The following is a 13,633-nucleotide window of genomic DNA, read 5'->3' as shown; positions in this document are numbered from 1 at the left end:
GAGCCTTTCTGCGCGGTCACAGCGCCGCCGCCACGCGGGCCATGCGGTGCAGGACGCGTTCCTGGTCATCGAGCAGGGCGCGGGAGCGGTCCAGCAGGGCGGGCACGGCCGCCCCGGGTTCGGCGCGGGCCGTGGCGACGGCGATGCGCAGCGCGGACCAGTGGTGGGCGATCCGGTCGACGCGGCGGCCGAGCTCGATGAGGACGGGCCGGTTGAACCGCCGGCCGGACTCGGCGAGGAAGTCGGCGTGCAGCCCGGTGCCGGCCAGGACCGCCCCGGCGATGATGAAGACCTCGTCGATACGGTGCGGACCTTCGGTGATGCGCGGCAGCAGGTCGGTGAGGAACGCGCGCTGCCCGGCGATGCCCCGGTAGACCCCCGGTCCACCGTGCTGGGCGAAGCCGGCGAGGTTGCCCTGCAGCACGTCGCGCAGGAAGTCCACGTCCCATGTGGGCCGGTCGCGGCCGACCTCGACGCTGAGCCAGCGGTTGCCCAGCGGGTTGGCGGTGAAGAACAGGTCCCGGTCGTGCTCGATCGGATTCTCCGAGCCCCGCGCGGCGGCGAGCTCCCCGAGCCGGATCGTCCCCTGGAACCGCGGCGGCACCGGATCGGCCACGAACGCCGTGCCGGCCTCGTCGTCGAAGCCGTAGACGGTGAACAGGTGGTTGGTGTGCACATCGGTGTAGGCCGGCCGGAATGGCAGGTAATAGTTGTCGACGGCCGCCGCCACCGGGGCGCCGGCGGCGATGGCGGCGCGCAGCTGCGACCAGCCCTCCCCGGGGCCGGGCGGTTCGTGCCATCGCGACGCCACGGGGTGGTACGGCGCGAGTGCGGCGAGCAGAGATCTCCCGTCGCAGGGGTAGTAGTACTCCTCCCGGCGCACGTCGTCGGCCGGATAGAAGAAACCCCAGCCGGCGCCGAGCGCGTGCAGCGGGTCGACGCCGTGGAAGCCGAGCAGGACGCCCATGGTGGTGTGCAGACAGTGGGTCAGGTCGTGGCGCCAGTGCCGGATGCCGGGCAGAACGACTCTCATGACGGCCCTCCCGCGGCGGTGATCGCGAAGACGTGGATCGCGGGGTTGTCGGGCAGTGTGAGCGCTTCGACCACGCCGGGGACGGTGATCGGGACGCGGCAGCGCCAGATCGGCGGCGCCATCCGGTGCTGCGCATGGCGGGGGTAGAGCATCCGGTCGGTGCGATACGCCTCCCGTTCGCCGAAGCGCGCGGGCGTCTCGGGCCAGAAGTCGGAGACGCGCAGCCACTGCCGCCGGACGCGACCGCCGGCGTAGTGCAGGGCGACGAGGTCTTCGGTGCGGCGCTCGGCGGCCGCGATCAGGTAGAGCCAGTCGTATTCACCCGGCGTCAGCGGGATCCGCTGACCGCGGCACCGGATGTTGTCCGGACTCCCGGTGGCGGCGGCCGGGAACAGGAACGGCACGCCACCCACGGCCACCGTCGAGCCCGCCGGCGGTAGCTGGTCGGCGGGATAGGTGTTGGCCCAGATGTTGAATCCCCCCGCCGTCGGATGCTCGGCGGCCGCGATGCCGGTGTTGTTCACCTGCCCCCGCAGGTCGGCGGTGGCTGTGCGCATGTCTGTTCCTCCCGCTGCTTGACCGATATTTGTCTTATAGGCCATATTGTGGCGATGACCGAGTGGAGTTTGTCGATGTCGGAAGACCCCGGGGCTGTCACCGGGTGTCCCGAGGTGGACCACGGTGCCGTCGCGGCCGTCTCGCAAGCCGCGTTCCTCGCGCCGGAGCCCGTCGCGGGCCTGCCGATCGCCGACGGCGCGCACGAGACAGCCGCGGCTGTCGCCGCCGACCTGGCCGCCGGCGCCTGGCTGTGCCTTGCCCACGTGCCCGGGGACGGCGACCGGCGGCTCGTCGGCAGCGTCCGGTCGTTCGTCGCGCCCGACGGCGCGTGGACCGTGCGGCGGCTCGCTGTGGACCCGCGGATGCACGGCAAAGGGCTCGCCAAGGCGCTGATGCGGCGCCTCGAGCAACGGGCCGCCGCGGCCGGCGCACCGGCCGTCGCGCTCGACGCGGTCGTGGAGCGCGGCAACCCGCCGTTCTACGCCCGGCTCGGCTACCGGACCGTGCGCCACTTCCCCAACCCCGACAAGCCACTGTCCGAGACCGCGATGCGGCGCGAGCTCGCCGGGTCCGCTACGCCACTGGACCATCCCTGGGACGGCGAGGACGCCGCCGTGGCCTACGGAGTGCTGGTGGTGTGGCACGGCAACGGGAACCGGACGGTCGCCCGCACCTACACCGACGTGACCGACGCGCTGAGCGTGCTGCGCCGCGCCGAGCCGGGGCTCGGGCTGCTCGGCGCCGACGGGTGGGCCGCCGGCCCGGCGCGTGAGGCCGGTCCGATCCGTGGCCGCCTCGCCGGGTGCGGCGGGTCCGTGCTGGACGGCGGGGTGATCGGGTACGACCGGCCGCACGGCGAGGTCGCCGCGTACCGGATGCCGCGTACCGTGACGCCCGAGTTGCTCGCCCTCTGGCGCCTGCCCCGGCGGCGGGCCGCCCGCTGACGTCGTGACCAGGTCGCGGCCCGCGAACCGCGCGTGGCCGCGGCTCCGGGCCGCGACGCCGGCCGGCCAGGCGACGGCGCGGCCCGAGGTCACAGCGCCGCGGCGGCCGCGACGACGCGCTCCACCGACACACCCGCGACCGTCAGCAGCTCCAGCTCGGAGCCGACCTCGTCGTGGAAGCCGTCCGCCACGCCGATCCGGCGCACCGGGCAGGGCCGGTGCTCGGTGACCACTTCGGCCACCGCACCGCCCAGACCGCCGATGCGCAGGTGGTCCTCGACCGTGACGATGCCGCGCGTCTGAGACGCGGCGGCCACGATCGCGGCCTCGTCGAGCGGCTTGATCGTGTGCAGGTCGAGCACCCGTGCGCTGATGCCCCGCTCGGCCAGGCGCTCGTGGGCCTGGACGGCGAAGTGCACCGGGTACGGCCCGGTCGCCACGATGGTCACGTCGTCGCCCGATCGCACGGTGACGGCTTCGCCGAGCCGGAATTCGTAGGGCCGCTCGTGGACCATGGGGGTGGCCGATCGCCCCAGGCGCAGGAACACCGGCCCGGGGGTGGAGACGATCGCGCGTACGGCACGCTCGGTTTCCGCGGCGTCGGCGGGGACGACCACCGTGAGGTGCGGCAACGTCCGGACGATAGCCATGTCCTCCAGGGCGTGGTGGGTCGGCCCGTAGTGGCCGCCGGAGAGGCCGCCGTGGGTGACGACCACCTTGACCGGCAGGTTGTTGCCCGCGACGTCGATCTTGAGCTGCTCGCAGGCGCGGGTGGCCGCGAAGCTGCTGATGGTGTTGACGAACGGGATCCGGCCGGTGGCGGCCAGCCCGGCCGCGACGCCCATCAGGTTGGCCTCGGCGATGCCGACGTTGACGTACTGGTCGGGCAGCTGCGCGGCGAAGCCGTCCTCGAGGCCGCCGGTGTCCGAGTCGACGCAGATCACCCGCGGGTCGGCGCGGGCGATGTCGAGCAGCACCCGGCGGTAGTGATCGCGGCAGGCGCCGGCGTACCGGGTGGCCCAGTCCGCTCCCGGTTCGGTGCTCACCTGGACGGTCACATCCGGCTCCTCGTCCGCAGACCGGCGAGCGCCCGCTGGTGCAGCGCCGGGTTCATGGTCACGTAGTGGCTCTTCTTGCGGTTCTCGAACATGGGGACGCCGGAGCCCTTGATCGTGCGGGCCAGCACGACCCGCGGGCCGTCGCCGGGCGCGGCGGTGAGCGCGCCGTGCAGCGAAGCCAGGTCGTGCCCGTCCACTTCAAAGGTGTGCCAGCCGAAGGCGCGCCACCGATCGGCGAGCGGTTCGAGGGCCAGGCACTCCTCGGTGGTGCCGCTGATCTGCCAGCCGTTACGGTCGACGATCGCGGTGAGGTTGCCGAGGCCGAGGTGCGACCCGGCCATCACCGCCTCCCAGACCGAGCCCTCCTGCAGTTCGCCGTCGCCGAGCAGCACGAAGACGCGCTGGGAGGCGGCCGCCCGGCGCAGGCCGAGGGCGAGACCGACGCCGAGGGACAGGCCGTGGCCGAGCGAGCCGGTGGGGAACTCGATGCCGGGCAGGCGGCGCAGCGGGTGCCCGGCGAGCCGGCCGCCGGCCTGGCCGTAGGTGTCACATTCGGCCGGGTCGAGGAAGCCGAACTCGGCGAAGACGGCGTAAAGCGCGGCGCTGGCGTGGCCCTTGCTGAGCACGAACCGGTCGCGTTCGGGCCACTGCGGATTCTCGGGGCGCACGTCGAGCACGGCGCCGTAGAGCACGGTGAGGATGTCGGCGGCCGAGAGACTGCCGCCGACGTGGGCGCCGGTGGGGCTCGCGCCCATCCGCAGGATGCGCTCGCGGATCGTCCAGCGGCGTCCGGCGAGATCGTCGAGGTTCATGCCGCCACCGCCATGCTGCCGGCCCACGGGACCGTGTACGGCGCGGACCGGGCGATCGTCGCGACCGCGTCCAGGTGGGACCAGACCTTCTCGAACGCGTCCGCGACCAGGTCGAGCACCGGCCCGCTGTCCGGGTTGAGGTGCCAGCGCTGCAAGGTGAGCGAGTCCTCGATGACGGCCATGGTCACCGGATGATCCTCGATGCGGTAGTCGTGCTCGGCCACGCCCGGCAGCGACCACGGATACCCGCCGCCGACGCCCTCGCGGGTCTGGAACACGCGCTGGCCGGGCAGCGGGACCAGCTGGTACGGCTGCACCGGAACACCTTCGGCCTGCAGCACGCGGGCCAGGGCGGCACGAAACGGCCCGGGCGCGACGTCCGGGTATCCGGCTGCGGCCGGATCGAAGCGGATCCGCAGGATGTGCCAGGCGTGCGTACGGTCCTCGGGCACCAGCGGCACGACCAGGCCGGGCAGCACGCCGAGCCGGTCGAACAGCCGCCGGGCGTTGCGCTCACGGGCGTCGGCATAGGACGGCAGCCGGTCGAGCTGGCTCCGGGCGAACGCCGCCTGGACCGAACTCATCTTCTCGTTGCCGGCCAGCACCCGGGACACGTAGTCGCGCGGGCGGCCCGGCCGCAGGTCCTCCCCGAACTGGCGCAGCCGGATCATCCGCTCGTGCACCTCGTGGCTCACGGTGGTGACCAGACCGCCCTCGCCGCAGGTCGGCAGATTCTTGGTCACGTTGAGGCTGAAGGCCGCGGCGTCGCCGAGCGCGCCGGCCCGCACACCCCGGTAGGTCGCGCCGTGTGCCTGGGCGGCGTCCTCGACCAGCAGCAAATGACGCCGCTCGGCCAGCTCGCGCAGCGCCGTCATGTCGCACGGCAGCCCGTGCAGGTGGACCGCGAGGACGGCACGGGTGCGGGGCGTGACGGCGGCCTCGGCGGCCACCGGGTCCATGGTGAACGTGCGCGGGTCGATGTCGACGAAGACCGGCACGATCAGCCGCTGCACGGGCCCCGCGATCGACCCGATGAAGGTCAGGGCGGGCACCAGGATCTCGTCGCCGGGCTGCAGGCCGAGCGCGGCCAGGGCCAGCGCGACGGCGGCGGTGCCGTTGGACAGCGCGGCGCAATGCGGTGCGCCGACATAGCCGGCCCACTCGCGCTCGAGCAGCTGGACCTCGCCGAGGCCCATGCTGTTGGAGGTGAACTTGCCGCTGTCGAGGACCCGCAGCACGGCCGATCGCTCGTCCTCGGTGACGACAGGCCACCGCACCAGCGCCTGGCCGATGCTCTGCTCGGGTACGGCGCGCGCGCCCCCGAACATGGCCAGCGCGCTCATGACGTCACCCGCACCAGGTCGCCGGCCGCCTCCACGCGATCCTCGGCCGCCGCGACGAGCCGGTAGCCGGACAGCCTGACGCCCGGCCGCTCGGGCAGCCGGAACGCCATCAGGGTCGCGTGCCGCGGCACGGGCACTCGGGTGGCTTGCGCCAGGTAGAGCCATTCCGGGTCGGCGCCGTCCTGGTAGTGCAGCCAGACCTCGTCGACCTCGTCGGCCTCGTCGCCGGGCTGTTCGCCGGTCACACCCGAGAACCACATCTGGATCCAGTCGTATCCGCCGGGCGCGACCTCGATGAACTGGCCGCGCAGCGGGATGTCGAGTCCGATCGCGGCGTCCTGGCTGACGGTCATGCCGGCTGCCCGCCGATCCGGGACAGGACGTGGTCGACGTACGCGCCGACCAGGTCCACGCCGAGCACCTCGACGGCGCCGTGGAACTCGGGCGTGTGGTTGACCTCGTTGACGTACATCCGGCCGTCGCGATCCTCGAGCACGTCGATGCCGAGGATGCCGTCGCCGATCGCGTCGGCCGTCTTCCTCAGCAGCTTCACCAGGTCGTCGGTGAGCCGGCAGACCAGCGGGGTGCCGCCCCGGGCGGTGTTGGTGCGCCAGTGCGTGGCCGACGTCTTGTAGATGGCGCCGATCACCTCGCCGCCGAAGACGTACGCCTTGATGTCGCGGTCGGGCTTGTCGACGTACTCCTGCACGTAGGCGATCTGGTATTGCGGGCTGGGCAGCGCCGCCCGGTGCTCGAGGACGGTCTCTGCGCCCTCGTGGTCGTGCAGCCGCGCGCCGAGCCGCCCCCAGGATCCGGTGACGGGCTTGACGACCGCCGGGTAGCCGAAGTCGTCGAGATAGTTCAGAGCCGCCTCCGGGGTCAGCGTCACCATGGCCCGGGGTGTGGGCAGCCCGGCCGCATGCAGGGCCAGGGCGGTGAGCAGCTTGTCGCCGCAGAGCCCGATGATCCTGGCGCTGTTGATCACGCGGAGGCCGGCGTGCTCGAAGAGGGTGGCGGCGTACAGGTTGCGGGTGTGCGAGATCTCCCGGCTGAGGGCGGCGCCGTACGGCAGCGCGGGCTCGTCGACCCGGAACATCGCGTGGCGGGTGTCGAACTGCTCGTAGGGGACCTTGCGGCGGTCGAGCTCCGCGAAGAGCAGACGCTCCTCGATCCGCACCCGGGAGGTGAGGACGGCTAGTGGTCGCTGAGTCATCGGCTTAGCTCCTGGGCAGGGTTGAGCACGTCGGAAGCGATGTCGCGCAGGGCGCCGGCGAGGACGTCGATCGCGCGCAGGTACTCGTTGACGTCGATGTGCTCGGCGTCGGTGTGATCCAGGCTCGAGTCGCCCGGCCCGTATGTCGCGGTCGGCACCGGCCAGTAGGGGGCCACCACGTTCATGTCGGCGGTGCCCAGCTTGACCTTCGTACGCGGCGTGGCCCCCGATCGCCGGATAGCCGCGCACAGTGCCCGCGCGACCGGGTCGGTCCGGGGCCGCAGCACAGCGGCGGTGCTCTCGATGACAGTGACGCGGTCCGCGCCGGCCGCCTCGGTCACCCGGCGCAGGAAGCCGGCGTGGTCGAAGCCGACGGGCGTGCGGCACGACAGCGTCAGCCGGGCTCGCACGCCGTCGCCGTCGAGCCGGATCAGAGTGGGCAGGGCCTGGGTGAACCAGGGGCGGTCCGGGTCCACCGGCAGCCACTGCCGGATCCGCTGCCACAGGTCGGCGGCGACCTCGATGGCTTTCGGGTCGACGGTGCTGGAGTGCGCGGCCGGGCGGATGACGTCGACGGCGAGGCGGATCAGTCCCTTGTAGCCGATCACCACGGCGTCGGCGCCGCTCGGCTCGCCCACGATCACCGCGGCCGGGTCGAAGGCGTGGACCACGGCCCGGGCGCCGATCGACTCGCGTTCCTCGTCGACGGCGCCGATGACGACGAGGCGTACGGGAAGATCGGGGCCGACCCGGGCGGCCGCGCACACCATGGCCGACAGCGGGCCCTTGGCGTCGACGGTTCCCCGGCCGTAGAGAAGGGACCCGTCCCAGCGCACCGGCACCTCGCCGGGCACGGTGTCCAAGTGGCCGAGCAGCACCACCGTGGGGGCGCCGGCCGGTCCGGTCTCGCCGATCGCGTTGCCGGCATGGTCGAGCCCGGCCCGCAGGCCCAGCTCGGTCATCCAGCGGACGTACTCGCGGGCCACCGGCTCCTCCGCGCCCGACGGCGAGGCGATGCCGACCACCGCGCGCAGCAGCGCGACGCAGGTGGCGACATCCGCCCCGGCGGCGGGCAGCGCAGGAACGCCGCTCATGCCGCGGCGTTCAGGTCGACCAGGAGCATGTCGCGGACGCCCCGGCCGCCGTCGGGCACGATCGGCGTGACCTCGTGGCTGACCCGGTTGTCGTCGACCATCAGCGAGTCGAGGACATCGGTCATGGTCAGCTTCGCCACCTGCTCGTCGCCGCGGTAGACCCGCGACTCGCCGCCGGTGCAGCCCGAACGGCCGAGCAGGTGCATCGCCACATACAGGTGTCCGTCCCGGTGACGGCCCTCCGGCGTCGGCAGGCCGGCCTCGTCACCGCGGGCGATGATCCGGACGAAGTGCAGGTTGACGATCCAGGACCGGATACCCGCGGCTGCGGCGGCGATACCGGCATCCGTTGCGATCAGCGCGTGCAGCACGGGCAGCCGCAGCGTCTGCTGGCTCAGCGGCGCGAAATTGCGCTCGCGGCCCATGTGCATCGGGTTGATCGTGGCGTCCTGCTTGAACGTGGTGTGCTGCAGCGGGCTGAGGGACGCGCCCCGCCCGTCGATCTCGACGCCGAGGCGCCCGAAGCGGCGGTGCCGGAAGGTGGCCCCGGCCGGCATCGCCTCGTCGAGTGGCAGCTCGTCCCACTCGGCGTGCAGGGTTCGCAGATCCGGGTCGGTGGCAAGGATGCCGAAGTCGTCGCCGCCGAGCGCGATGAAGCCGTCCGCCGTGAGCTCGGCGGCGCGCTTGTCGATCCGTACGGTCGCCGACGGATCGCTGGGTACGGTCGCAGTGTTCAAACTAGCTCCCCCTCGGATGGCCCGCCGGCGGTCTGCCGTCGGGTATGACCGCAGATTAAGATTCATCGATGTGGCGCCGATACCAGGGAATTTCCCCTACGCGACAACGGCGTCCCCGGTATGGGGCATCTCCCCGACGCTGGTCGCCAGGTCGCGGATCGTGTGGTTGCCCAGCAGCAGCGCCACCGGCAGCGACAGTCCTCGGTCGCGGGCGCGGGCGAGCACGGCGACCGCCCGCAGCGAGTCGCCGCCCAGGTCGTAGAAGTCGTCCTCGACCCCGACCGGCCGTTCGAGCACTTCGCGCCAGATCTCGGCGAGAACCTCCTCGGTGTCCCCGCGGGGCGGCTCGGCGGCGGCGCCGGCCGGCTGGGCGCCGAGCGCGGGCAGCCGGCCGCGGTCGAGTTTGCCGCTGGGCGTCAGCGGAAGCTCCCCGACCTCGATGACGACGGCCGGAATCATCGCCTCGGGCAGCCGGGACCGCAGATAGCGGCGAAGCCGCACCGGGTCGGCGCCGCCGGTCACGTACGCGGCCAGCCGCGCGCCGCCCGTGCTGTCCGGCAGCGCGAGCACGGCCGCGGCCCCTACTGCGGGGTGTGCCGCGAGGACGGTCTCGATCTCGCCGGTCTCGATGCGATGGCCGCGGATCTTCACCTGCTGGTCGAGGCGGCCGAGGAACTCGAGGTTGCCGTCGGGGCGCCATCGGACCAGGTCGCCGGTCCGGTAGAGACGGCCGCCCGGCCGGTGCGGGTCGGGCACGAACCGCTGGGCGGTCAGGGCCGGCCGCCGGTGGTAGCCCCGGCCGACGGCGATCCCGCCCAGGTGCAGTTCGCCGACCGCCCCGGCGGCCACGGGTGTGCCGTGCCGGTCGAGCACGTGCACGCTCGCTCCGGCGATCGGGCGGCCGATCGGCACCCGGGCGCCCGGCTGCGCCGAGACCTCGGCAAAGGTCACGTCGATGGCCGCCTCGGTCGGGCCGTAGAGGTTGTGCAGGGCCACGCCGGGCAGCACCTGGAGGCACTGCGCGGCGAGGTCGCGCGGCAACTCCTCGCCGCTGCACACGATCCGCCGCAGGGAACCGGCGCTGTGCCGCACGCCGGGATCCGCGAGGAAAACCCGCAGCATGGACGGTACGAAGTGGACGGTGGTCACCTCCCGCTCCGCGATCAGCCGCGCCAGATATCCGGGGTCGCGGTGCCCGTCCGGGCGCGCGAGCACGATCCGGCCGCCGGCCGCCAGGGGCCAATGCACCTCCCAGCCGGACACGTCGAAGCTCAGCGGCGTCTTCTGCAGGACCGCCTCGCCCGGTTCGAGGCCGTACTCGGCCTGCATCCAGGCGATCCGGTTGGCGACGGCGGCGTGCTCGTTCATCGCGCCCTTGGGCCGGCCGGTCGAGCCGGAGGTGTAGATGACGTACGCGAGGTCGCGGGGGGTCACGGTCACGGCCGGGCAGGTGTCCGGTGTGCCGGCGGGTACGTCGCGGACGTCGATCAGCCGGACCGGTGTTCCGGCGAGAACCTCCGCGCCGGCCCGGTCGGTGACGACCAGGGGCGCACCGCTGTCCTCGACCATGAACCGCAGCCGCTGCGGCGGGTAGCCGGGGTCCAGGGGCAGGTAGGCGGCGCCGGCCTTGAGGACGGCGAGGATCGCCACGACCATGTCGGGCGAGCGGGACAGGCAGATCCCGACGATGTCGCCGCGGCCCGCGCCGAGCGTGCGGGCCAGCCGGTTGGCGGCCCGGTCGAGCTCGCCGTAGGTGTGACCGTCCATGGCCGGGGCGTCCGGGTGGGCAGCAGCCTGCCGTTCGAACGCGGCGTGCAGCAGTCCCGTGTCGCAGGGCGGCGGTCCGTCGGCGGCATGGTGCGGCCGCGTGGTCACCGGCAGGTGGCGGACAAGCGTGTCAGGTGCGGCGACGGCCGCCGTCAGGACGGTGGTGAACGACACGGCCATCGACTCGGCGGTCGCCCGGTCGAACAGGTCCTCGTCGTAGACCAGCTCGCCGGTCCAGCCGCCGGTGCCGTCCGGTTCGAGGTAAACGGCCACGTCGAGCTGGGCGCCGCCGGTCGGGATCGCAAAGGTGCGCAGGGTCAGCTCGGGCACGCCCGGCCAGCGGGTCTCCAGGCGCTCGCGGATGGCCAGGAGCGTACGGATCAGGGGGCGACGGTCGCCGCCGGCCAGCTCGGTGAGGCGTTCGAAGGGCACCTGCTGGTGGGCGTAGGCGCCGAGACAGGTGGCGCGGATCCGGGCGAGCAACTCTCGGAAGGACGGGTCACCGGTGAGGTCGGCTCGCAGCGGGAGGGTGTTGACGAAGTTGCCGACCAGCGGTTCGACCTCGCCGAGGGTCCGGCCGGCCACGGGCGTACCGAAAACCAGATCCTCCTGTCCTGACCAGCGGGACCAGGTCACCGCCAGCGCGGCGGCCAGCACCATGAACGCGGTGGCGCCCAGCCCGGCGAACTGGTCGCCGGTGGCGGCCGGGATGCGCAGCGGTACCTCCCCGCCGCGGAAGCGCGGGACGGCCGGGCGGGCACGGTCGGCCGGCAGTTCCAGGGCGGCAGCGCCGGCCAGGGAATCGCGCCAGTAGGCGGCGCCGCCGGCGGCGTCCGGGCCGTCGGCCCATTCGCGCTGCCAGACGGCCCAGTCGGCATGCTGCACGGTCAGTCCCGGCAGGTCCGGCTCGTCCCGATCGCGCCCGGCGCGGTAGAGCTCGCCGATCTCGGCGGCGAGCCGGGCCAGGGACCAGCCGTCGGCGACGATGTGGTGGGCGCAGAGCAGCAGCCGGTGCTCGTGCACGCCGGTCCGCACCAGCTCCACCCGGAGCAGCGGGCCGGCGGCCAGATCGAACGGCCGATCCACCAGCGCGGACGCGATCCGGTCCAGGTCGGTGCCGGGTCGGCCGATCAGGTCGCGCAGCGGCACGTCGACGCTCGCGCTGTCGCGGACGACCTGGACCAGGCTGTTGTGCTCGCCGAGGCCGAAGGTGGTGCGCAGCGCCTCGTGCCTGGCCACCGCGGCCCGGACGCTGGCGCGCAGCAGGCCCACGTCGAGCGGGCCGGTCATCTCGAGCCCGACCGCCAGGTGGTAGGCCGTGGCGGCCGGTGCCAGCTGCTGCATCAGCCACATCCGGTCCTGCCCGAACGAGGTGGGCAGCAGGAACACGTCGTCGCTCATCGGGCTCGCCGCTCCAGCCGCCGGACGGTCGCGATCGGTGGCCCGCCGCTCGCCGCGCGGGCCTCGACGTCCAGGCCGGCCGCGGCGCCGAGGTCGCGCAGGTAACCGGCGAGGTCGCGGGCCGTGGCCAGGCCGAGCAAACCGTCCAGGGGCACCGGCAGGCCCAGCGCCTCCTGCAGCCGGGCGGCGGCCTGGGTGGCGAGCAGCGAATGGCCGCCCAGGTCGAAGAAGTCGTCGAGCGCGCCGACCGACGGCGTCTGGAGGATCTCGGCCCAGATGCGCACGACCAGCGCCTCGACGGCGTCGCGCGGCAGCTCACCGGCCGCGCTGCCGCTGCTGGGTTCGCCGGTGGGCGGCTGATCGGCGGCGAGCCACGCCGCACCGGTGCGGAGGCCGCCCGCCAGCACGGCACGGACTTCGCGCTCCAGGCGCTCGGCGACGCCGGGCCGCAGGGCGTGCTCGAAACGCCCGGTCAGGCCGCCGGTGCCGTCCTCGCTCAGCTCCCAGCCCAGGGGAGCCTTGGGCTCCACCACCGGCGCCGGCAGGACGGTGACGCCGGGTATCGCGGGTGGCGTGTCGCGCAGGGTGAGCAGCACGCTTGTCAGCGCGGTCCGGGCCCGGCCGGCGGCGATCCGCTCGTAGGGCGCGTCGGCGTGCGCGAGCCCGTCCAGGACCGTCCGCCGAACCTGGCCGATCAGCTCCCGCAGAGTCGGATCACCGGCCACCGACACGGGCATGGGCAAGGTGTTCACGAAGAATCCGAGGGTGCCTTCCAGCTCGGGACGGCTGCGGCCGGCGACCGTGGTGCCGACGACCACTTCGGACCGGCCGGTGGCCCGGGCCAGGACGGCGCCCACCACGGCGAGCAGGGCCATGAACAATGTGGCGCGCTCGGCGCGGGCGAGCTCGCGCAGTGGTGCGACCAGGTCCGCGGGCCAGCTGATCTCGGTGCCGGCTCCCGGTCCGGGCGGCAGCGTCAGGGCCGGCACGTCGCGCAGCCGGTCACGCCAGAAACCCACGTGCCCGTCGAGGTCGCCGCGGTCGAGGCGGTCGCGCTGCCAGGCGGCGTAGTCGGCGTAGCTCGCCCCGGCGGCCGCCGGGGCGACGCCGCGGTAGCGGTCGATCAGCTCGCCCACGAGCAACGGCAGCGACCAGCCGTCCGTGACGATGTGGTGCTGGCTCAGCAACAGGACATGCTCGTCGGGCGCCACGCGCAGCAGGGTCGCCCGCAGCAACGGTCCGGTGGCGAGGTCGAAGGGCCGGGACGCCTCGGCGCGGAGGGCCCTCGCCACGTCGCTCGTCTCGACCACCGGCATCGACACGGACAACGCCGGAGCCACCCGGGCGAACGGGCGGCCGTCGCGGGCCGGGTAGGTGGTGCGCAGGATCTCGTGGCGGGCGACGACCGCGTCGAGCGCCGCGGACAGGGCGGCGTGGTCGAGGGGGCCGTCGAGGCGCAGGGCCAGGGGGACGACGTACGCCGCCGAGCCCGGCCGCAACTGGTCGAGGAACCACAGTCGCAGCTGCCCCGAGGAAACGACGGGCGGGCCGGTGTGCGCGGGGATCGCGGCGGCCACTGATCCGGCGAGGGCCAGGCTGAGCCGGGCGCGCTGGCCTGGAGTCAGCGCCGCGTAGGCCGCCTCGACCCGGGGATCGAGCGTCACGGGAACCTC

General features: G+C 73.6%; 12 protein-coding genes. 1 reads left to right on the top strand and 11 read right to left on the bottom strand.

All coding sequences use genetic code 11. From position 1 onward, the window contains the following. Positions 1-16: 16 nt before the first annotated feature. Both ACFQS1_RS25275 and ACFQS1_RS25270 read right to left on the bottom strand, forming a co-directional pair. A complete protein-coding gene (locus tag ACFQS1_RS25275; protein WP_378972732.1) occupies positions 17-1,033 on the bottom strand; it encodes a BtrH N-terminal domain-containing protein in 1,017 nt (338 codons plus the stop codon). Beyond that, positions 1,030-1,590 (bottom strand): hypothetical protein, encoded by a 561-nt coding sequence (locus tag ACFQS1_RS25270; RefSeq protein WP_378972730.1) that lies wholly within the window; start codon positions 1,588-1,590, stop codon positions 1,030-1,032. Before ACFQS1_RS25270 ends, ACFQS1_RS25275 begins: the two co-directional genes overlap by 4 nt. Positions 1,591-1,644: 54 nt before the next feature. Here ACFQS1_RS25270 and ACFQS1_RS25265 point away from each other — a divergent pair, with 54 nt between their 5' ends. Then, entirely contained in the window at positions 1,645-2,535 is an 891-nt protein-coding gene (locus ACFQS1_RS25265) for a GNAT family N-acetyltransferase (protein ID WP_378972728.1), read from the top strand. Positions 2,536-2,624: 89 nt separating this feature from the next. Here ACFQS1_RS25265 and ACFQS1_RS25260 read toward each other — a convergent pair whose 3' ends face one another. The 9 genes from ACFQS1_RS25260 to ACFQS1_RS25220 all read right to left on the bottom strand — a co-directional run bounded on the left by ACFQS1_RS25260 (position 2,625) and on the right by ACFQS1_RS25220 (position 13,624). Beyond that, a complete protein-coding gene (locus ACFQS1_RS25260) occupies positions 2,625-3,593 on the bottom strand; it encodes a transketolase family protein (protein WP_378972726.1) in 969 nt (322 codons plus the stop codon). Further along, on the bottom strand, positions 3,590-4,405 hold the full coding sequence (locus ACFQS1_RS25255; RefSeq protein ID WP_378972723.1) for a transketolase: 816 nt from the start codon (positions 4,403-4,405) through the stop codon (positions 3,590-3,592). The genes ACFQS1_RS25260 and ACFQS1_RS25255 overlap by 4 nt, the downstream gene beginning before the upstream one ends. Next, positions 4,402-5,748: a DegT/DnrJ/EryC1/StrS family aminotransferase gene (locus ACFQS1_RS25250; RefSeq protein WP_378972721.1), complete on the bottom strand. Its 1,347-nt coding sequence runs from the start codon at positions 5,746-5,748 to the stop codon at positions 4,402-4,404. The genes ACFQS1_RS25255 and ACFQS1_RS25250 overlap by 4 nt, the downstream gene beginning before the upstream one ends. Beyond that, on the bottom strand, positions 5,745-6,101 hold the full coding sequence (locus tag ACFQS1_RS25245; RefSeq protein WP_378972719.1) for a hypothetical protein: 357 nt from the start codon (positions 6,099-6,101) through the stop codon (positions 5,745-5,747). Before ACFQS1_RS25245 ends, ACFQS1_RS25250 begins: the two co-directional genes overlap by 4 nt. Further along, the gene (lysX, locus tag ACFQS1_RS25240) at positions 6,098-6,961 is read right to left on the bottom strand and encodes a lysine biosynthesis protein LysX (protein WP_378972717.1); all 864 of its coding nucleotides are present in this window, start codon (positions 6,959-6,961) and stop codon (positions 6,098-6,100) included. Before lysX ends, ACFQS1_RS25245 begins: the two co-directional genes overlap by 4 nt. Beyond that, positions 6,958-8,055 (bottom strand): M20/M25/M40 family metallo-hydrolase, encoded by a 1,098-nt coding sequence (locus ACFQS1_RS25235; protein ID WP_378972713.1) that lies wholly within the window; start codon positions 8,053-8,055, stop codon positions 6,958-6,960. Before ACFQS1_RS25235 ends, lysX begins: the two co-directional genes overlap by 4 nt. Continuing rightward, complete coding sequence (locus ACFQS1_RS25230) at positions 8,052-8,792, bottom strand: 2OG-Fe dioxygenase family protein (protein ID WP_378972711.1); 741 nt, start codon at positions 8,790-8,792, stop codon at positions 8,052-8,054. The genes ACFQS1_RS25235 and ACFQS1_RS25230 overlap by 4 nt, the downstream gene beginning before the upstream one ends. Positions 8,793-8,888: 96 nt before the next feature. Beyond that, positions 8,889-11,960, bottom strand: a complete 3,072-nt coding sequence (locus ACFQS1_RS25225) for a non-ribosomal peptide synthetase (RefSeq protein WP_378972708.1) — start codon at positions 11,958-11,960, stop codon at positions 8,889-8,891. Beyond that, a complete protein-coding gene (locus ACFQS1_RS25220; protein ID WP_378972705.1) occupies positions 11,957-13,624 on the bottom strand; it encodes a condensation domain-containing protein in 1,668 nt (555 codons plus the stop codon). Before ACFQS1_RS25220 ends, ACFQS1_RS25225 begins: the two co-directional genes overlap by 4 nt. Between the last annotated feature and the right edge of the window lie 9 nt (positions 13,625-13,633).

This window comes from Paractinoplanes rhizophilus, from assembly GCF_042664765.1.
Classification (GTDB): domain Bacteria; phylum Actinomycetota; class Actinomycetes; order Mycobacteriales; family Micromonosporaceae; genus Actinoplanes; species Actinoplanes rhizophilus.
The sequence above is the reverse complement of the archived record's forward strand: the minus strand, read 5'-3'. Positions and strand labels throughout refer to the sequence as shown.